The organism is Pseudomonas poae (assembly GCF_001439785.1).
Classification (GTDB): Bacteria; Pseudomonadota; Gammaproteobacteria; order Pseudomonadales; family Pseudomonadaceae; genus Aquipseudomonas; species Aquipseudomonas poae.
This window is the reverse complement of sequence record NZ_JYLI01000017.1, coordinates 38,236-56,690: the sequence shown is the minus strand read 5'-3', so window position 1 is coordinate 56,690 and position 18,455 is coordinate 38,236. Positions and strand designations below refer to the sequence as shown.

At 59.8% G+C, this 18,455-nt stretch carries 20 protein-coding genes; 8 read left to right on the top strand and 12 right to left on the bottom strand.

Annotation, left to right across the window (positions count from 1 at the left end; translation table 11 throughout):
- Positions 1-33: 33 nt before the first annotated feature.
- From rimK to rimA, 3 genes are read right to left on the bottom strand one after another with little or no spacing between them, the layout of a single operon-like run.
- Entirely contained in the window at positions 34-939 is a 906-nt protein-coding gene (gene rimK / locus TU75_RS19380) for a 30S ribosomal protein S6--L-glutamate ligase (RefSeq protein WP_003171022.1), read from the bottom strand.
- A complete protein-coding gene (gene rimB, locus TU75_RS19375) occupies positions 936-1,418 on the bottom strand; it encodes a retropepsin-like aspartic endopeptidase RimB (protein ID WP_003236030.1) in 483 nt (160 codons plus the stop codon). The genes rimK and rimB overlap by 4 nt, the downstream gene beginning before the upstream one ends.
- Positions 1,419-1,431: 13 nt before the next feature.
- A complete protein-coding gene (gene rimA, locus TU75_RS19370) occupies positions 1,432-2,211 on the bottom strand; it encodes a S6 modification regulatory phosphodiesterase RimA (RefSeq protein ID WP_015373501.1) in 780 nt (259 codons plus the stop codon).
- 116 nt (positions 2,212-2,327) lie between these two features.
- On the opposite strand from rimA, the gene TU75_RS19365 reads away from it, so the two are divergent.
- A complete protein-coding gene (locus TU75_RS19365; protein WP_003236026.1) occupies positions 2,328-2,735 on the top strand; it encodes an RNA-binding S4 domain-containing protein in 408 nt (135 codons plus the stop codon).
- Positions 2,736-2,860: 125 nt separating this feature from the next.
- On the opposite strand, the gene TU75_RS19360 is transcribed toward TU75_RS19365, so the two are convergent.
- Positions 2,861-3,664: a phosphatase PAP2 family protein gene (locus TU75_RS19360; RefSeq protein WP_041931558.1), complete on the bottom strand. Its 804-nt coding sequence runs from the start codon at positions 3,662-3,664 to the stop codon at positions 2,861-2,863.
- Between the two features lie 125 nt (positions 3,665-3,789).
- Here TU75_RS19360 and hslO point away from each other — a divergent pair, with 125 nt between their 5' ends.
- Both hslO and TU75_RS19350 read left to right on the top strand, forming a co-directional pair.
- A complete protein-coding gene (gene hslO, locus TU75_RS19355) occupies positions 3,790-4,692 on the top strand; it encodes an Hsp33 family molecular chaperone HslO (RefSeq protein WP_015373503.1) in 903 nt (300 codons plus the stop codon).
- A gap of 179 nt (positions 4,693-4,871) precedes the next feature.
- Positions 4,872-6,413, top strand: a complete 1,542-nt coding sequence (locus TU75_RS19350) for a phosphoenolpyruvate carboxykinase (protein ID WP_015373504.1) — start codon at positions 4,872-4,874, stop codon at positions 6,411-6,413.
- A 178-nt stretch (positions 6,414-6,591) separates the two neighbouring features.
- On the opposite strand, the gene TU75_RS19345 is transcribed toward TU75_RS19350, so the two are convergent.
- The 3 genes from TU75_RS19345 to TU75_RS26825 all read right to left on the bottom strand — a co-directional run bounded on the left by TU75_RS19345 (position 6,592) and on the right by TU75_RS26825 (position 8,126).
- Positions 6,592-6,948, bottom strand: a complete 357-nt coding sequence (locus TU75_RS19345) for a DUF1493 family protein (RefSeq protein ID WP_060549793.1) — start codon at positions 6,946-6,948, stop codon at positions 6,592-6,594.
- A 408-nt stretch (positions 6,949-7,356) separates the two neighbouring features.
- The gene (locus TU75_RS19340) at positions 7,357-7,956 is read right to left on the bottom strand and encodes a putative adenosine monophosphate-protein transferase Fic (RefSeq protein ID WP_003236016.1); all 600 of its coding nucleotides are present in this window, start codon (positions 7,954-7,956) and stop codon (positions 7,357-7,359) included.
- A complete protein-coding gene (locus TU75_RS26825) occupies positions 7,956-8,126 on the bottom strand; it encodes a YhfG family protein (RefSeq protein WP_003236014.1) in 171 nt (56 codons plus the stop codon). The genes TU75_RS19340 and TU75_RS26825 overlap by 1 nt, the downstream gene beginning before the upstream one ends.
- A gap of 234 nt (positions 8,127-8,360) precedes the next feature.
- On the opposite strand from TU75_RS26825, the gene TU75_RS19335 reads away from it, so the two are divergent.
- Positions 8,361-10,298, top strand: a complete 1,938-nt coding sequence (locus tag TU75_RS19335) for a RecQ family ATP-dependent DNA helicase (RefSeq protein WP_060549792.1) — start codon at positions 8,361-8,363, stop codon at positions 10,296-10,298.
- 25 nt (positions 10,299-10,323) lie between these two features.
- Complete coding sequence (locus TU75_RS19330) at positions 10,324-10,755, top strand: acyl-CoA thioesterase (RefSeq protein WP_015373508.1); 432 nt, start codon at positions 10,324-10,326, stop codon at positions 10,753-10,755.
- A gap of 73 nt (positions 10,756-10,828) precedes the next feature.
- Here TU75_RS19330 and TU75_RS19325 read toward each other — a convergent pair whose 3' ends face one another.
- The 4 genes from TU75_RS19325 to TU75_RS19310 all read right to left on the bottom strand — a co-directional run bounded on the left by TU75_RS19325 (position 10,829) and on the right by TU75_RS19310 (position 15,672).
- Positions 10,829-11,302 carry a YMGG-like glycine zipper-containing protein gene (locus tag TU75_RS19325; protein ID WP_060549791.1) on the bottom strand — a complete coding sequence of 158 codons (474 nt, stop codon included), beginning with the start codon at positions 11,300-11,302 and terminating at the stop codon, positions 10,829-10,831.
- A 200-nt stretch (positions 11,303-11,502) separates the two neighbouring features.
- Positions 11,503-13,851, bottom strand: a complete 2,349-nt coding sequence (locus TU75_RS19320; protein ID WP_060549790.1) for an FdhF/YdeP family oxidoreductase — start codon at positions 13,849-13,851, stop codon at positions 11,503-11,505.
- Positions 13,848-14,687: a formate dehydrogenase accessory sulfurtransferase FdhD gene (fdhD, locus tag TU75_RS19315; RefSeq protein WP_060549789.1), complete on the bottom strand. Its 840-nt coding sequence runs from the start codon at positions 14,685-14,687 to the stop codon at positions 13,848-13,850. Before fdhD ends, TU75_RS19320 begins: the two co-directional genes overlap by 4 nt.
- A 97-nt stretch (positions 14,688-14,784) precedes the next feature.
- The gene (locus TU75_RS19310; protein WP_015373512.1) at positions 14,785-15,672 is read right to left on the bottom strand and encodes a LysR family transcriptional regulator; all 888 of its coding nucleotides are present in this window, start codon (positions 15,670-15,672) and stop codon (positions 14,785-14,787) included.
- Between the two features lie 139 nt (positions 15,673-15,811).
- Between TU75_RS19310 and lysM the strand changes: the two genes are divergently transcribed.
- Complete coding sequence (lysM, locus tag TU75_RS19305) at positions 15,812-16,252, top strand: peptidoglycan-binding protein LysM (protein ID WP_003235997.1); 441 nt, start codon at positions 15,812-15,814, stop codon at positions 16,250-16,252.
- A gap of 48 nt (positions 16,253-16,300) precedes the next feature.
- Here the strand turns inward: lysM and yrfG are convergent, their stop codons facing one another.
- Positions 16,301-16,963, bottom strand: coding sequence for a GMP/IMP nucleotidase (gene yrfG / locus TU75_RS19300; RefSeq protein ID WP_060549788.1), 663 nt, complete (start codon positions 16,961-16,963; stop codon positions 16,301-16,303).
- Between the two features lie 87 nt (positions 16,964-17,050).
- Between yrfG and nudE the strand changes: the two genes are divergently transcribed.
- Positions 17,051-17,617 (top strand): ADP compounds hydrolase NudE, encoded by a 567-nt coding sequence (gene nudE / locus TU75_RS19295; protein WP_003235993.1) that lies wholly within the window; start codon positions 17,051-17,053, stop codon positions 17,615-17,617.
- Positions 17,614-18,450: a 3'(2'),5'-bisphosphate nucleotidase CysQ gene (cysQ, locus tag TU75_RS19290; RefSeq protein ID WP_060549787.1), complete on the top strand. Its 837-nt coding sequence runs from the start codon at positions 17,614-17,616 to the stop codon at positions 18,448-18,450. The genes nudE and cysQ overlap by 4 nt, the downstream gene beginning before the upstream one ends.
- Positions 18,451-18,455 lie beyond the last annotated feature (5 nt).

The window sequence follows — 18,455 nt, the reverse complement described above, 5'->3', positions numbered from 1 at the left end:
TTGGTTTTATGGTGTGTCAGAGGAGGAGGGGTTTCAGCCCTTGCCTTTGGTCCGGGTCATATTCGGTCCACCATTCTTTTCCAGATGTTGAATGATGATCCCCGCCACATCCTTGCCCGTGGTGGTTTCGATTCCCTCCAGGCCTGGCGATGAGTTCACCTCCATTACCAGGGGGCCATGGTTGGAGCGCAGGATATCCACACCCGCCACGGCCAACCCCATCACCTTCGCTGCGCGCAATGCGGTCATGCGTTCTTCCGGGGTGATCTTGATCAGGCTGGCGCTGCCGCCACGGTGCAGGTTGGAGCGGAATTCGCCCGGCTTGGCCTGGCGCTTCATCGCGGCAATCACCTTGTCGCCCACCACGAAGCAGCGAATATCCGCGCCACCGGCTTCCTTGATGTACTCCTGCACCATGATGTTCTGCTTAAGGCCCATGAACGCCTCGATCACCGACTCTGCCGCAGTCGCCGTTTCGCACAGCACCACGCCGATGCCCTGAGTGCCCTCCAGCACCTTGATCACCAGCGGTGCACCGTTGACCATCTCGATCAGGTCGGGGATGTCGTCGGGCGAGTGGGCAAAACCGGTGACCGGCAGGCCGATACCCCGGCGCGACAGCAGTTGCAGTGAGCGCAACTTGTCCCGCGAGCGGGCAATGGCCACGGACTCATTCAGGGGGAACACCCCCATCATTTCAAACTGGCGCAGCACCGCGCAGCCGTAGAAGGTCACCGATGCGCCGATGCGCGGGATCACTGCGTCAAACCCTTCCAGGGGCTTGCCCCGGTAGTGGATCTGCGGCTTGTGGCTGGCAATGTTCATATAGGCACGCAACGTGTCGATCACCACCATTTCGTGGCCACGTTCGGTACCGGCCTCAACCAGGCGGCGGGTGGAATACAGACGCGGGTTTCGCGACAGCACAGCGATCTTCATGCAGCACCTGGGACAGAAATAGTAGAGACCGGGAACACCGGCTTGTCTTGAACGTACTTGACGCCGGGACTGACCACCAATTGGCCGTCAATCAGCGCCTTGGAGCCCAGCAACAGGCGGTAACGCATGGCCTTGCGGCAAGCCAGGGTGAACTCCACCCGCCATACCCGATCACCCAGCGCCAGCGTGGTGCTGATCACGTATCGCACCTGCGCGTGGCCGTTGGAGCTCTTGATGGTCTTCATGGTCACCAGCGGCGCCTCGCAGCGCCGATGACGCAGTTGCACGACCGTGCCCAGGTGCGCGGTAAAACGTACCCACTGCGCACCATCGCGCTCAAACGGCTCGATATCGGTGGCGTGCAGGCTCGAGGTACTGGCACCGGTGTCGATCTTCGCGCGCAGGCCCGCCACTCCCAGGTCGGGAAGGGCCACCCATTCACGCAGACCCACAACGGTCAAATGGTCAAATGTCTTCAATATAGATAACCGGTCAATTCGCCCAGGCTTGAGGAGCAACCTTGGCCAGGGCGTTGAATGCGGGCCTGGCGAACCAGTAGCCCTGCATCAGAAATATTCCACAGTCGGACAGGAAGTCGCGCTCGCCGGCACTTTCGATGCCTTCAGCGATGACAGTAACCCCCAACTGCTCACAGATTGTGACAATCCCCCGGACGATCACCTGACGGACACGGTCCTTGTCGATATCGCGGATCAGCGCCATGTCGAGTTTGATCAGGTCAGGTTGGAAATCGGCCAGCAGATTCAGCCCCGAATAGCCCGCGCCGAAATCGTCGATGGCGGTCTTGAAGCCGAATTCGCGGTATTCACGCAGAATATTCGTCAAATGGCGATAGTTATCGACGTACTCGCTTTCCACCGTCTCGAAAATCAGCCGGTTTAGCGGGAAATTGTGCGCCCGGGCCGCGTCCAGAGTGCTGCGAATACACAGCTCAGGGCGGTACACGGCGTTGGGCATGAAATTGATTGAAAGATTGCTTTGCATATCCAGCGCCGCAGCGCGGGCGATGGCCTGGGTGCGGCAGCGCTGGTCGAAGCGGTAGCGATTGCTGTCATTGACCTGGTTCAGTACCGAGAGGGCGCCTTCACCCTGAGGGCCTCGCACCAGCGCCTCGTGGGCAAAAATGGAATGATCGCGCAGGTCTACGATAGGCTGGTAGGCGAAGGCAAAGTCAAAGCTCAGTGGTTCGCTTTGCTGGCAACCCACGCAACGCTGGTTGGGCGAGGTGAGTGAAGTGGGGAAGTCGGTCACAGCGTATCCTCGCGAAAACAGGGTGCTACCCGGCGTATCTTAGGTGAGCCTTGGGATTTATGCGTCGAAGGGTTTCGACGGTAAGGTTGCGACATTTTTCAGAGCGGGGAATTCAAGTGGCTCAGAAGCAGGAAGAGGAAGAAAAGGTCCGTTTGGACAAGTGGCTGTGGGCGGCGCGATTCTATAAAACCCGCGCCCTGGCCAAGGCTGCCATCGAAAGCGGCAAGGTGCACCATCGCGGCGAGCGCTGCAAGCCGGGCAAGGAACCGCGTGTTGGCGACGAGTTTCAGATTCGTACAGGGTTTGATGAAAAAACCATTGTGGTGCAGGCGCTTTCCATCGTACGTCGTGGCGCTCCCGAAGCGCAGGCACTGTACGCCGAGACCGAGGCCAGCATCGCCAAGCGTGAAAACGCTGCAGCCATGCGCAAGGCCGGGGCGTCAGGCCTGACCACGGATGGCAAGCCGAGCAAGAAGCAGCGTCGCGATCTGTTCAAGTTTCGCGGCAGCGGCAATGACGACTGATTGCGCTGATCTCGTGGTTCAAATGTGGGGGAGGCTTGCTCCCGATGGCGGTGTATCAGTCACCTATGCATGCACTGACAATCCCTCATCGGGAGCAAGCCCCCTCTCACATTACATACTCGGCGTTACGCAGTTTGTCGTATGACACTCAATCGCCCGATCACCGGCAGCTTACCCAGCAACCCGAAGATCGGCGCCGTCACGCGCAGCAACGCCCCCGACACCTTCGCCGCAAACGGTGTGTAATAGCCCCACCCCAATGCCAGCAACGCCAGCAACACGCCGCCGATATAGTCGTCCTGCCCCCAGTGCGCGCCCGCCACTAGGCGCGGCATCATGAACAGCAGCGCCAGGCCCCAGATCACCAGCACCTGGCCGATGCTGCGGGCAAACACGGTCATGAACATGCCCCAGATCAGCAGCACCGACGCATGGTCCCCCGGGAAACTCTGGCTCGAACGGTCCTTCAGCTCCCAGGTTTTCTCAAGCCCTGGGAAGTAGTCGCTCATCTGCACGGCACCGCCGATCACCATCGACGGGCTGCTGTGCTGCCAGCCCATGTGCGCGGCGAGTTTGGAAAACAGCATGCGGATAAACAATAGCAACAGCAGAATGCCGAGAAAGCCAAAGAACGCCTGGCGTACCTGCACCGCCTTGAATACCCAGTCACCGCGAACCAGCAGGGCCAGCAAAATCAGCCCAACCACCGCATCAAACGGGCGCAGACTGGCCACGGCCCACACATGCAGCCAGGTTGCGCTGGTCGCCAGCGGATCATTGAGCAGGTGAAACAGCCATTCGTCGAAAAACACACATAGCATCTGGCCCGTGGGCCACAGCCAAAAACACAGCAGTCCGATAGCGAGTAGATTGCAAAGAGCCCATCGCCGGAGGTTCCACTTGGCTTGGAACAAACCCGGATTGTTCATAAACTGTCCCTCTTCGCTCTAGTAAGTTCTCTGTTTCCAGGAGAAAACCGCACCAAGATGGTGCTAAAGCGTTTAATTTTATAAATTTTGTAATCATTTTGTCATCAATTCAGATACCCAAACCTATGACTGATCTACCGGATACCGACTTCACTCAACGCTTCATCTTCGACGAGAGCGACGCCCGCGGCGAACTGGTCTCGCTGGAGCGCAGCTATGCCGAAGTCCTCGCCAAGCACGCCTATCCGGAGCCGGTTGCGCAACTGCTCGGTGAGTTGATGGCGGCCGCGGCGTTGCTGGTGGGCACCATGAAGTTCGATGGTTTACTGATTTTGCAGGCCCGCTCCGATGGCCCTATTCCCTTGTTGATGATCGAGTGTTCCAGCGAGCGCGACATCCGGGGCCTGGCCCGTTACGACGCCGACCTGATCGCCCCTGACGCCACGCTGAGCGACCTGATGCCCAACGGCGTACTGGCGTTGACGGTGGACCCGACTGTGGGGCAGCGTTATCAAGGCATTGTCGACCTCGACGGCGACACGCTGTCGGACTGCTTCACCAATTATTTCGTGATGTCCCAGCAAGTCGGCACCAGGTTCTGGCTTAACGCCGACGGCAAGCGCGCTCGTGGCCTGCTGCTGCAACAACTGCCGGCCGATCGCATCAAGGATGACGATGACCGTGCCGAAAGCTGGCGCAATCTCACCGCCCTGGCCGGCACCCTCACGGCTGAAGAGCTGCTGGGCCTGGACAACCCGACCATCCTGCACCGCCTTTATCACGAAGAGGCCGTGCGCCTGTTCGACCCGCAAACCCTGCGCTTCCACTGCAGCTGCTCGCGCGAGCGTTCTGGCAACGCGCTGGTCAGCCTGGGCCTGGAAGATGCACAGAATCTGGTGGTCGAACACGGTGGCCATATCGAAATCGACTGCCAGTTCTGTAACCAGCGTTATCTTTTCGATGCGGCCGATGTTGCTCAATTATTCGCCGGCGCAGGCATCGACACCCCTTCCGACACCCGCCACTAAAACGTTTAAGCACAGGTAAATCACCTGAGAAATGCCGAGATAGCGCTGTTCTGACGGGAGGGCCCTACTCTTTTTGGGCTTTTCTGGCATAATCCGGCCCACTTTTTTCGCGGTAGTAGTGCGCAACTTTCTACTACAAAACGTTTGGAGCACTCGGCCATAGGCCGACGGGGAACCTCATGACGCAAGCCAACAACGCCGTATACACCGATCTGAGTGTTGACGATCTGGTTAAAGAAGCCCTGAGCCGCGGTGAAGGCGAGCTTGCCGATACTGGCGCGCTGGTCGTACGTACCGGTCACCGCACCGGCCGTTCGCCGGTCGACCGTTTCATCGTTGAAGAGCCTTCCACTCAAGACGCTATCGCCTGGGGCCCGATCAACCGCAAGTTCCCGGCCGACAAGTTCGATGCCCTGTGGAGCCGCGTAGAAGCATTCAACAACGCGCAAGAGCACTTCGTTTCCCATGTTCACGTAGGGGCCGCAGAAGACCACTACCTGGCCGTGAAAATGACCACCCAGACGGCCTGGCAGAACCTGTTCGGTCGTTGCCTGTTCATCAACCCGGCGCAGTACAACCCGGCCGGTCGTGAAGAATGGCAAGTGCTCAACGTGGCCAACTTCGAGTGCGTGCCAGAGCGTGACGGCACCAACTCCGACGGTTGCGTGATCCTCAATTTCGCGCAGAAAAAAGTCCTGATCGCCGGCATGCGCTACGCCGGTGAAATGAAGAAAGCCATGTTCTCGGTGCAGAACTTCCTGCTGCCGGCCTCCGATGTGCTGCCGATGCACTGCGCCGCCAACATCGGCGAAGCAGGCGACGTGACTCTGTTCTTCGGCCTGTCGGGCACCGGCAAGACCACCCTGTCCGCCGACGAAAGCCGTTACCTGATCGGTGACGATGAACACGGTTGGGGTGAAGGCGTGGTGTTCAATATCGAAGGCGGTTGCTATGCCAAGTGCATCGACCTCTCCGAGAAGAACGAGCCGGTGATCTGGAAAGCCATCAAGCACGGTGCGGTGCTGGAAAACGTCGTGATCGACGACGCCAAGCACGCCGACTATGCCGATGTCAGCCTCACCCAGAACAGCCGCGCGGCCTACCCGCTGGAGCACGTTGCCAAGCGTTCCGAGAAGAACCTGGGTGGCGAGCCTAACGCTGTGATCTTCCTCACCTGCGACCTGACCGGCGTACTGCCGCCCGTGTCGATCCTCAGCGAAGAACAAGCGGCCTACCACTTCCTGTCCGGCTACACCGCGCTGGTGGGTTCGACCGAAATGGGCTCGGGCGGCGGCATCAAGTCAACCTTCTCCACCTGCTTCGGCGCGCCGTTCTTCCCGCGCCCGGCCGGCGAATACGCGGAGCTTCTGATCAAGCGCATCCGCGGTTTCGGTTCCAAGGTTTACCTGGTCAACACCGGCTGGACCGGTGGCGGCTACGGCGTTGGCAAGCGCTTCAACATCCCGACCACTCGCGGCGTGATCGCAGCCATCCAGAGCGGCGCATTGATCGGTGCCGAGACCGAGCACCTGGACACCATCAACCTGGACGTGCCGTTGGCGGTGCCGGGTGTTGAGACTGGGCTGTTGAACCCTCGCAATACCTGGGCTGACAAGGCTGCTTATGACGAAGCGGCGAAGGCGCTGGCAGGGTTGTTTGTCGAGAACTTCAAGAAGTTTGAAGTGAGTGATGCAATCAAGGCGGCGGGTCCCAAGTTGTAAGACTCGATCGGGCACAAAAAAGCCGCCCTTATCGGGCGGCTTTTTTGTGCCCGATCGCCAGGTCGTTAGGGATCAGGTGTGGAAGGGAGCTTGCTCCCGATAGCGGTATGTCATTCAAATGTTCGCGGACTGACACTCTGTCATTGCGAGCAACCCCCTCCCACAGTTTGTGGCGCACTTAACTCAGGTTTTCCAGCGTCTGCGTGTCCCAGCTGTGGGTCTTGATAGCCAGGTAGAGCATGCCGATGGTCAGCGGGATTTTTTCCCCACGGCCTTTGGCGCGGTGTTTGAGGAAGACATCAAACACTGGCGGCTGGAAGTAACGGTAGGCATCGTAGTCGCCCAGGTCGACGGCGAAATCCTGCTCCAGCGTCTCCATCAGTTGCCTGGCTTCGCCGCCATCGCAGCCCAGGTCGAGATTGATCGCGGTTTGCAGGCGAAGGGTTTTATGTTGCGGCAATCCGATTTCTTCGTGCAGCAGTTGCAGGAGTTGCTGCATATCGGAGTCTTCGGGGAAGTTTGGGGCCAGGTTCATGTTGGAGGTTCGCAGAAGTGGGTGAGCATGACGTCGTCGACGATATATGGCTCGTGTGATCAAGGCAGAAATTACCAGGAAGAGAGCCAGACTGATCCAGAAGCTATATTCAGTCATTGAAGCAGCCGCCCCGGCGTTGCCGGATCATCCTTGAAGGGAGAATCACGGCAAATTTGAAACCGTAACGGCCGTTGTGTTGAGTCCTTTCGATGTTCACGGGCTTTACCGAGAAAGTGGAGAGGGCGTTAGTTTCGGTCAGAAAGAGGGATATTCAATAGAGGGGTAAGCAGGTTTTTTTTGCAGTTTGGGAAGCGGATTGCGCGGTATTTCGTCCTTTCCTACAGTGATTGCCGGCATCTTCAGCTTGGCGTCGATCTTTCGATCAGCACTGCCCAACCATGGGAACGATCATGGCGTTGCCGGTGTGCTTATGCAGCGCTTGAAAATCGTTTCCAGCCCCCTGTAATCACACGCCACCGCGTCGATGTTCGCAGGTATCCACGCTGCGTCTTTTACCAGCCACCAGTTCACCGAGAATCCCGCATTTACGATGATTTGTTCAAACAGGATCCGTTGCGCCCGGCCATTGCCTTCGCGAAAAGGATGGATGACGTTGAGGTCGCCATAAACTTCAGCGATTTGAGTCACCAGGTCAGCCTGGGTGGCGCCGACAAACCAGTTCGCCTCTTCCATATGCCGAATAATCTTTTCCGCTTCCGGGGCGATACGCTCGGGCGTGCAGAATAGCGTGTCGCCTTTCTGGATATTGACGCTGCGCAGCTCACCGGCCCAGTCGTAAATATCGCCAAATAAAGTGCGGTGGATGTTTTGCAGGCGATCAAGGTCGTAGGGCGGCGGGAAGAGGGGAAGATTACCTATGGCGATTTCGGACAATTCCCGCTCTGCTTCATGCAAGCGTACTTCATCGAGCAAATCGAGACGGTTGCGCAGGACGCTGCTACCGGGATAGCAGTAAGGATCCTGGCCCACCCCGTATTTGTCGAGCATCAGCGCGGGGTATTGCGGTACTTGGCAAGGACGGCTTCGCGAGTGGGCAGCGGTTTGTCGACGTCCGCCGGCTGAGTATCGAACCCCTCCAGGCGCAGGCTGGCCAAGTAATTGGAACGGCGGATCTTGTGGTAGTGATCCTGTTTTTGCTCAAACGTCAGTTCGCTCATCGCAGCGTACTCCTAGATAGCAAGGCTTGATTGTAGCGCAATGCGTCTGCGCGAAGGCAGTCTTTGGATAGGCAAGATGTGGTAGTTGTTCCTACAAGCTTGCGCGAATAGTCCTGCTTTCCACCACGCTGTGTATCATCCTGTCTCTTTTTTTCCATGCGACCTTTCTCGATTCGCTGACCCGGGTGAGCTACGTTTTTAAGCCACCCTCAGCGGTCAATGGAGTGACAGCCTATGCACGACACCCTCCAGCAGGTCTTTGGTTATACACAGTTTCGTTTGGGCCAGCAGGAGGCAGTGAGCGCCGTGCTGGCCGGGCGCTCGGCGGCTGCAATTTTCCCCACCGGTTCCGGTAAGTCCCTGTGCTATCAGCTGTCGGCGGTTCTGCTCCCGCACCTGACGCTGGTGGTTTCACCGCTGCTGGCGTTGATGCAGGATCAGTTGGGCTTTCTGCAGCGCCACGGTATTTCAGCCGGTAGCATCGATTCGGCGCAGAGTCGCGAGGATGCCAATGAGGTGATGGCGCGGGCGCGCTCCGGTGAGCTGAAAATCCTGATGATTTCCGTAGAGCGCTTGAAGAACGAGCGTTTTCGCAACTTTCTGCAAAGTGTGCAGATCTCGCTGCTGGTGGTGGACGAAGCGCACTGCATTTCCGAGTGGGGCCATAACTTCCGTCCGGACTATCTGAAGCTGCCGGACTACCAACGCCAGTTCAATATCCCGCAAGCCCTTCTGCTGACTGCTACAGCAACACCCGAGGTGATTGCCGACATGCAGGCCAAGTTCGCCATTGCGCCGAGCGATGTGATTACCACGGGCTTCTATCGGCCCAACCTCAACCTGCTGGTAGAGCCGGTCAGCGGCGTGAACAAGCGCCAACGTCTGGTGCAGTGGATGAGCGAGCGGACCCGCCAGCCGAGCATCGTCTACGTCACCCTGCAAAAAACCGCCGAGCAGATCGCTGAGCACCTGAACCGCAACGGTATCCAGGCCGAGGCGTATCACGCCGGGTTGCCGCACGATAAACGGGAGGGCATCCAGCAGCGATTCATGGGCGGGCGCTCCAACTGCATCGTCGCCACCATCGCGTTCGGCATGGGCATCGACAAGAGTGATATCCGCAACGTGGTGCACTTCGACCTGCCCAAATCCATCGAGAACTACAGCCAGGAAATCGGCCGCGCAGGACGTGACGGGCAGCCATCGGACTGCCTGGTGCTGGCCAACCGTGACAGCCTCAATGTGTTGGAAAATTTTGTGTACGGCGACACGCCGGAGCAAGAGGGAATCCGCCGTGTGCTGGAGGAGTTGCAGGCTTCACGCAGCGAGGGGCAGTGGGAGTTCCTGCTGCGCTCGTTGTCGGACCATAGCAATATCCGTGAGCTGCCGCTCAAGACCTTACTGGTACAACTCGAACTCAAGGGCGTGATCGCGCCGCGCTATGCTTTTTATGCAGAGTACCGTTTTAAATACCTGATTGAGCCGCAGGCTTTGCTGGCGCGTTTTTCCGGCGAGCGGCAGCAGTTTGTCGCGGCGATCATCCAGGTGTGTAAACGCGCCAAAACCTGGGCGACGGTGGATTTCGACGTGCTTTATCAACAGCACGGCGCTGAGCGCAACCGGGTGGTGAAGGCACTGGATTATTTCCAGGAGCTGGGGCTGATTGAACTGGAGAGCAAGCAGATGACCGAGGTCTACAGTTTGCTGAACACGGATTTCGACCCGCAGGTATTGAGCGCCGAGTTATACACAGGCTTCAAGCAGCACGAGGTAACGGAAGTGGGGCGTATTCACGCCATGCTTGATCTGTTCGCCACCGAACATTGCCTCGGTCATCGTTTGGCGCAGTATTTTGGCGATGACCAGGCGCCGCAACGCTGTGGAAACTGTTCGGTGTGCCACGGCCATATCGCGCATTTGCCACCGCCGCCGAGCCTGCCGGCGCTTGTGGATAAAAACTTCATGGGCCTGTGCGGTGATTTTATCCACAGGCACCATGAAAACACCGGCGACTTGCCGGGCGCCGAACGGCTCGTGCGCTTCCTCGGCGGAATCAGCGTGCCATTGTTTACCCGGTTGAAGGCGCGCAGCATTCCCGGGTTCGCCGCGCTGGAGGACTATCCCTACGCAGAGGTACGCAAGTGGGCCGAGGCTCATTTGCAGGACCTGTAAACAGACACCTTGAAGAGACTTGCCAATGCCTGACTCAGTGCCGCAACGCGCCGATTACGCTCACTTCCAGCCGATCATCACACGCTGGCACGACAATGATGTGTATGGCCATGTGAACAACGTCACCTACTACAGCTTTTTTGACACGGCGGTGAATACCTACCTGATCGAGCAGGGCGGGTTGGACATTCACGACGGCGAGGTGGTGGGTTTTGTGGTGAGTTCAGCCTGTGATTATTTTGCGTCGATTGCCTTTCCCGAGCGCATCGAAATCGGCCTGCGGGTGGGCAAGTTGGGCAACAGCTCGGTGCAATATGAGTTGGCGGTATTCAAGGCCGGCGAGGAAGAGGCCTGTGCGGCGGGGCGGTTCGTGCATGTCTTCGTGGATCGGGCTTCGAACCGGCCTGTGATGATCCCGCAGACGCTGCGCGAGGCGCTGCAGCGTTTGCTTGCTTAGGCGAAACACCCTCTAGGCGGATGTGAGAGGAAGCACGCTCCTCCCACATTGGATGTGCGGTGGCCTTGAGCCCTCAGCGGTGGCGATGATGATGCTTGCGATGCCCATAGGCATGGCCACGGCCGCGATGGTCATCACGGTCATAACGACGGTTATCGCGTCCACGGTAACGACGATCATCGTTATCGCTCTTGTTGCCCATGTAGTTGCCCAGCGCGCCCCCGGCACCACCGCCGGCGGCTGCGCCCACCAGGCTGCCGGTGTTGCCGCCTACACTGCGACCTACCACGTTGCCACCGGCCGCGCCCAATGCACCGCCGATGGCGGCTTCGCCACGGCTGCGTTTGTCGGCACCCACGGCGCTGCCGCCTGCGCCGCCCAAGGCTGCACCGATGGCCGAACCTGTGTTGCCGCCGATCTGCTGGCCTACGACCGAACCCAGAACCCCACCCAATGCGCCGCCCACACCGGCTTCGGTGGTGCCACCCGCCATGGCTGCGCCGCTGACGAGGCTAAAGGACAGCAAGAGAATCGAGGAGAACTTCATAGGGAGACCTCAAGAGGATGACGCCGCGATCCTGAGGTCGCAGGAGAATGCTGACAATCGAAATCCGACCAGTGGCAATAGTTGTATACAATTCGCTAACTTGCTGTTTTGTATAGGGAACTTAAGTCGTTTTGACCAGTCTCTATCTACTTCGGAACGGCCGCTTTTATGCAAAAAGCGGCCTTTTTTGTGCCTGTAATTTATGCAGTGCGGGCCATGATCAACCCGTTGTCACTCGCCGCTTCCAGGCGGATCGCCACGAATTTCGAGGTCGGCGTATGGCTGCCGTCCCCGGTGCTTTCCAGCGGCACCAGCGGGTTCACTTCCGGGTAATACGCGGCGGCCTGACCCGCCGGAATATCAAAGGCCAGCAGAGTGAAGCCCTTCACGCGGCGTTCACGGCCGTCTTCCCACAGCGACACAATGTCGGCCTTCTGCCCCGGCTTGAAGCCCAGGCGGATGATGTCTGCTTCGTTGACGAACAGTACGTCACGCTGGCCCTTCACTCCGCGATAACGATCATCCAGGCCATAAATGGTGGTGTTGTACTGATCGTGGGAGCGCATCGACTGCATGATCAGGTCCGGCACGCGGCCTGTGGCGTGAGTGCGTTCGTGGATCAGGTCTTTGGGCAGAATGTTGGCGCGGAAGTTGGCGCGGCCCAATGGGGTGTTCCAGCGACGTGCGCCGGCCGAGTTGCCGAGGTAGAACCCGCCTGGGTGCTTGATGCGTTCGTTGAAATCCTTGAAGCCTGGAATGGTGTCGGCGATCAGGTCGCGAATGCGCCCGTAATCGGCCACCAGCCAGTTCCAGTCCACCGGCTTGCTGCCCAAGGTGGCGGCGGCGATGCCAGCGATGATCGCAGGCTCCGACTTCATCAGCCTCGACAGCGGCTGCAACTGGCCATTGGAGCCGTGAACCATGCTGAACGAGTCTTCCACCGTCACCGCTTGGGGGCCGTCGGCCTGGATGTCGATGTCGGTGCGGCCCAGGCACGGCAAAATCAGTGCGTCCTTACCGTGCATCAAATGGCTGCGGTTGAGCTTGGTGCTGATCTGCACCGTCAGGTCGCAGTTGCGCAGCGCTTCGAAGGTGCGCGAACTGTCCGGCGTGGCCTGGGCAAAGTTACCGCCCAGGGCTATGAAGACTTTGGAGCGACCTTCGAGCATGGCGTGAATCGCTTCCACCACGTTGTGGCCGTTGGTGCGCGGCACCTGGAACTGGAAACGCCGCTCCAGGGAGTCGAGGAAGGCCACCGGTGGGCGCTCGTTGATGCCCATGGTGCGGTCGCCCTGCACGTTGCTGTGGCCACGCACCGGGCATAGGCCGGCGCCTGGGCGGCCGATGTTGCCGCGCAGCAGCATCAGGTTGGCGATTTCCTGGATAGTCGGCACCGAGTGGCGATGCTGGGTGATGCCCATCGCCCAGCACATGATCACGTTCTTGCCCTTGGCGTACATGCGCGCGGCTTGCTCGATCTCGACCAGGGTAAGCCCTGACTGCTCGACGATTTCATCCCACGAGGTGTCGTCGATCTTGCCCAGGTAGTCGAGCACGTTGGCGGTGTGTTCGTTGAGGAAGTCATGGTCGAACACCGCTTCCTTGCCTTCGGCCTGCGCCTGGCGTTCCCACAGCAGCAGGAACTTGGCCATGCCGCGCAGGATGGCCATGTCGCCGCCCAGCGCCGGGCGGAAGTAAGCAGTGTTGGTGGGCTTGTCACCGTTGGTGAGCATTTCCAGCGGATGCTGCGGGTGCTGGAAGCGTTCGAGGCCGCGCTCTTTGAGCGGGTTGATGCACACCACCTGGGCGCCGCGTTTAACCGCTTCACGCAGAGGTTCGAGCATGCGCGGGTGGTTGGTGCCGGGGTTCTGGCCCCACACGAAGATCGCATCGGCATGTTCGAAGTCATCGAAGGTCACGGTGCCTTTGCCGACGCCCACGCTTTGCGCCAGGGCCACGCCGCTGGCCTCGTGGCACATGTTCGAGCAATCCGGGAAATTATTGGTACCGTAGGCGCGCACGAACAGCTGGTACAGGTATGCCGCTTCGTTGCTGGCACGGCCCGAGGTGTAGAACTCGGCCATGTCCGGGCTGGGCAGGGCGTTGAGGTGCTTGCCGATCAGGTCGAATGCCGCTTCCCAGCTGACTGGCTGATAGCGGTCGGTTTCGGCGTTATAACGCATCGGCTCGGTCAGGCGGCCCTGGTATTCGAGCCAGTAGTCGCTCTGCTCCAGCAGCGCGGTGACGCTGTGCCTGGCAAAGAATGCCGGATCGACACGGCGCTTGGTGGCCTCCCAGTTGACCGCCTTGGCGCCGTTTTCGCAGAACTTGACCATGCCGCTTTCCGGCGAGTCACCCCAGGCGCAGCCAGGGCAGTCAAAGCCGCCGTTCTGGTTGGTCTTGAGCATCATGCGCAGGTTTTTCAACGCATTGTCGCTGGTCAACCATGCCTGGGCTACGCTGATCAGCGCGCCCCAGCCGCCTGCCGGGCCTTTGTAGGGCTTGTAGCGCGGGGTCGGGGTTTGGTCGGCTTGATGATGATTGCTCACGGCTGGTTCTCCATCGCGGGGCTGTAGACCCGCGGCGCACTTTTCTGCGGCAGGTGGATGAGATTGAGGTTATGCCGGCGTGCCCATTGCAGGGCCAGTCCGGTGGGCGACGACAGGCTGACCAGGGTCTGGATGCCTGCGCGCAGCACTTTTTGAATCAATTCGAGGCTGCAACGACTGGTGACAATCGCCAGGCCGCCGTCAGTCGGAATCTTTTGGCGAATCAGTGCACCGATCAATTTGTCGAGGGCGTTATGCCGGCCGATGTCTTCACGGCCCAGCAGCAACTCGCCCTGGCCGTTCATGAACACTGCCGCGTGCACGGCGCCGCTGTGCTGGCCCAATGGCTGAAATGCGTTGATGCGTTGACGCAGGCCGTCCAGCCAGTTAGCAGGCGGTAACGGCGCGCCCGGCAGCACGTTGAGGTCCGGCAAGGCTTGTTCTACCGCTTCGACGCCGCACAACCCGCAGCCGCTGGTGCCGGCCAGTTGTCGGCGCTGCTGCTTGAGGCTCCAGAACGCACGGCTGGAAATCTGCACCTCGGCGTACTGCGCCGAACCCGAGCCACTGAGTTTGAGGTCATAAATGTCGCTGACGTCGGCAATGATGCCGCTGCCCAGGCTGAAGCCGACGATAAAGTCTTCCAGGTCCGTTGGCGTCACCAGCATCACGGCTTGGCTGATGTCGTTGTAGGCGATGGCCAACGCCACTTCTTCGGCCAGCGCGGTGCTGGCCACTTCTGTGTGTTCAAGATTGCAGAACTGGTAGCTCTGGCTGGCGACGGGCGCAGGCGTGTCGAGAGCGGGCGCCGCGCAGACCGGGTGCTTGGCGTTCATGGGGCAATACCATCGGCGGATTGGTCAGTGCTTAGACTAGGCGCGACAAAGCGTCGCGTCTAATCGCCAGTACTGATCTGTCGATAGATGGCGTCGATCAAGAGGCTGTCGGCGATTTCTGAAACAGTGCGAAGCAGGCCTCTGCCAAGGCCGATCGCGGTGCACTGCGCCGCATGATCAACCCCAGGCGCGCGAGGGTGTGGGCATCTTCGATAGGTTGCAGGCGCAAATGCTCGGTGAGCGCATCCAGACCGCCCTCCAGAGGCATCACCGCGCAACACAGCCCGCCGTGCACCGCTTGCAGCAACTGATGAACGGCGTCGGTCTGCAACAGCGGTTGTGGGTTGAGGCCGCGGCTGTGGAAGTTGTGGTCGATGGACTGGCGAAAGTGCATGCCGCTGGTAAGCATGCCCAGGGGCAGTTCTATCAGCGATTCCCAGCTCAACGGCGTATCGCCGAAGCTGAAGAAACGTTGATCGTAGAGCAGACCCATGCGCGTTTCGCCGAGGGCCAGGGAGTCGAAGCGTTCGGTGTCCAGACGCTCCAGGTACGACACGCCAAGGTCCAACCGATTGTTCGCCAGTTGCTCCAGGATCTGTTCGGAGCTGAGGGCCGACAGTTCAAAACGCAGGCTGGGGTGTTCCTTGTGCAATTGCTGCATCAGCGCCAGGGGGTCAAAGCTCGACAGCGGCACCACGCCCAGACGTAGCGTACCCACCAGATTGCCTCGACAGGCCGCCGCTTCGGCCTGCAAGCCGTCATACGCCGCCAGCACGGTACGGGCCCAAGCCAGCACACGTTCGCCGGGGGCGGTGAAGCCTTCGAAACGCTGCCCGCGATTGACCAACGGCAGGTCCAGCTCTTCTTCCAGGCTGCGCAGTCGCATCGACAGGGTCGGCTGGGTGATGTGGCAACGCGCCGCCGCTTGGCCGAAGTGACGGGTTTCGTCGAGGGCGATGAGGAATTTCAGCTGTTTGATGTCCATCTTCGCTCCGAGGCTTATTCCAATGGCGGGGGGATTCTAGCGCGTTTGGGTCTGTGCTCGGGCCGGAACCCATGTCGGCAGGGCGGGTCTAGTCTTGGGCATCTGGAAATCAAATCCCGAATCCCAAGGAGAGCGCACCATGAGTCTTTTAAGCTTTGTCAAGGAAGCAGGCGAGAAGTTGATCGACCTGCTGACGCCCGGTAATGCCAACGCCAGCGAGCAATTGAAAGAGCATGTGGCCAAGGTCGGCCTGGGTAATCCCAACGTGCAAACCACGGTAGACGGCGACAAGGTAACCGTGACGGGTGAGGTGGCGACCCAGGAAGAGAAAGAAAAGATCCTGCTGGCATTGGGCAACATTGCCGGTGTGGCGAGTGTGGATGATCAGATCACCGTATCCGGTCCGGTGGTGGCTGCCGCCCGTTTCGTTGTGGTGAAAAAGGGCGACACCCTCAGCGCGATTTCCCTGGCGGTGTACGGCAACGCCAACCAGTACAACAAAATTTTCGAGGCTAACAAGCCGTTGTTGTCGCATCCGGACAAAATCTACCCAGGCCAGACCCTGCGTATTCCCGAGTAATACGCAAATCAAAAAGGTGGGAGGGGGCTTGCTCCCTCCCACAGTGGTTTAGAGCCCGGCGATGAGGTCGCGGTAGTCTTCGACTGCAGAAAATTCTGCGGTGTCCTTGGGCCCCTTCTTGCTGTCCGGCTCTTTCACCGCCAGCAAATGTCCCACGCCGAAATCCCGCGCGCTGCGCAGAATCGGTAAGGTGTCATCGATAAACAGACTGCGGGCAGGGTCGAAGCCGATGTCGGCCTGCAAGGCGTCCCAGAACTGCGGGTTTTCCTTGGCGAAACCATAGTCGTGTGAGCTGATCAACCGCTCGAAATACGGCGCCAGCTCGATGCGCTCCAACTTCAACGATAACGAGTCACGATGGGCGTTGGTGATCATGATCACCCGCTTGCCGGCCTGTTTGATCGCCGCCAGGAAGGTGTCGGCATCCGGGCGCAGGGCGATCAGGTCGGCGGTTTCCAGCTTGAGTTCGCGCACCGGCAGTTTCAATTCGGCGCTCCAGAAGTCCAGGCAATACCATTGCAATTGTCCGGCGTTACGCTCGAACAACGGCTGCAGCTCCATCTCGGCCATGGCCCGACTCACCCCGTGCAGGTCGGCGTAGCGTTGTGGCAGGTGCTCCATCCAGAAGTGGTTGTCGTAATGCAGGTCGAGCAGGGTGCCGTCCATGTCCAGCAGGACAGTGTCGATGGCGTGCCAGGGTAAAGCGGGCATGGGGCGGTCTCATGTAAGTAAAGATATCCGACACAGACAATCGGAAAAGCCACGGTATAGTAACCCGATCACGCCAAGGAGCCTCTCATGCGCCAGAAACCCACCGTCCTCGCCCGCGAAATCGTCGCCAGTAGCCGTTTGTTCCGCGTGGAGGAAGTGCAATTGCGCTTCTCCAACGGCGTTGAACGGACTTACGAGCGTCTGGTCGGACGCGGCGCCGGTTATGGCGCGGTGATGATCGTGGCGATGATCGATGCGGATCACGCGCTGCTGATCGAGGAGTACTGTGGCGGGACTGACGAATATGAGCTGTCGTTGCCCAAGGGTCTGATCGAACCTGGCGAGGACGTACTGGCGGCGGCAGATCGCGAGCTTAAGGAGGAGGCGGGCTTTGGTGCGCATCAGTTGGAGCACATCACCGAGTTGTCGTTGTCGCCTGGCTACATGAGCCAGAAAATTCAGGTGGTACTGGCCACCGACCTGTACGAAGAACGCCTGGAGGGCGATGAGCCCGAGCCGATGCGTGTAGACCGGATCAACCTGCGCGAGCTGTCGCAACTGGCGCAAAACGAGCAGTTCAGCGAAGGCCGCGCATTGGCCGCGCTTTACCTGGTACGAGACCTCTTGACCCAGCGAGGAGCCTTCAGCGCATGAGCGAACTGTTTTTAGGTCACCCGTTGATTGCCCCCGTGATCGAGCTGGCACGCCAGGCCGGCGACGTGATCCTGCCGTATTGGCGCGCCGATGTGGCGGTCACTGCCAAGGCGGATGAATCGCCGGTGACGGCGGCGGACCTGGCCGCTCACCACCTGATTCTCGCCGGCCTGACTGCGCTCGACCCCAGCATTCCCGTACTGTCCGAAGAGGACGCCGATATCGACCAGAGCGTGCGCGCGGGTTGGCAGCGCTGGTGGCTGGTGGACCCGCTGGATGGCACCAAGGAGTTCATCAGCGGCAGTGAAGAATTTACCGTCAACGTGGCGTTGATCGAACAGGGTCGCGTGGTGTTTGGCGTGGTGTCGATGCCTACCAGCGGTCGTTGCTACTTCGGTGGCGCAGGCCTGGGCGCGTGGCGTTCGGATGTAAACGAAGCGCCCCGGCAGATCCAGGTGCGCAAGACCCCGGCTGCGGGCGAAGCGTTTACCGTCGTCGCCAGCCGCCGCCACAGCAGTCCCGAGCAGGAGCGTTTGCTGGATGGCTTGAGCCAGGACTTGGGTGAGTTGAAGCTGGCGAATATCGGCAGCTCGTTGAAGTTCTGCCTGTTGGCTGAAGGCAGCGCCGATTGTTACCCACGGCTGGCGCCCACGTCGCAGTGGGACACGGCGGCGGCCCAAGGTGTACTGGAAGGCGCGGGCGGCGAGGTGTTGGAGTTGAGCGGCGAGCGGTTCAGCTATCCGGCGCGGGAATCGTTACTGAACCCATTTTTTTTGGCGTTGCCGGCGCAGGCGGCGTGGCGTGAGCGCCTGTTGCGCCTGGCCAGATCCTGAATCCT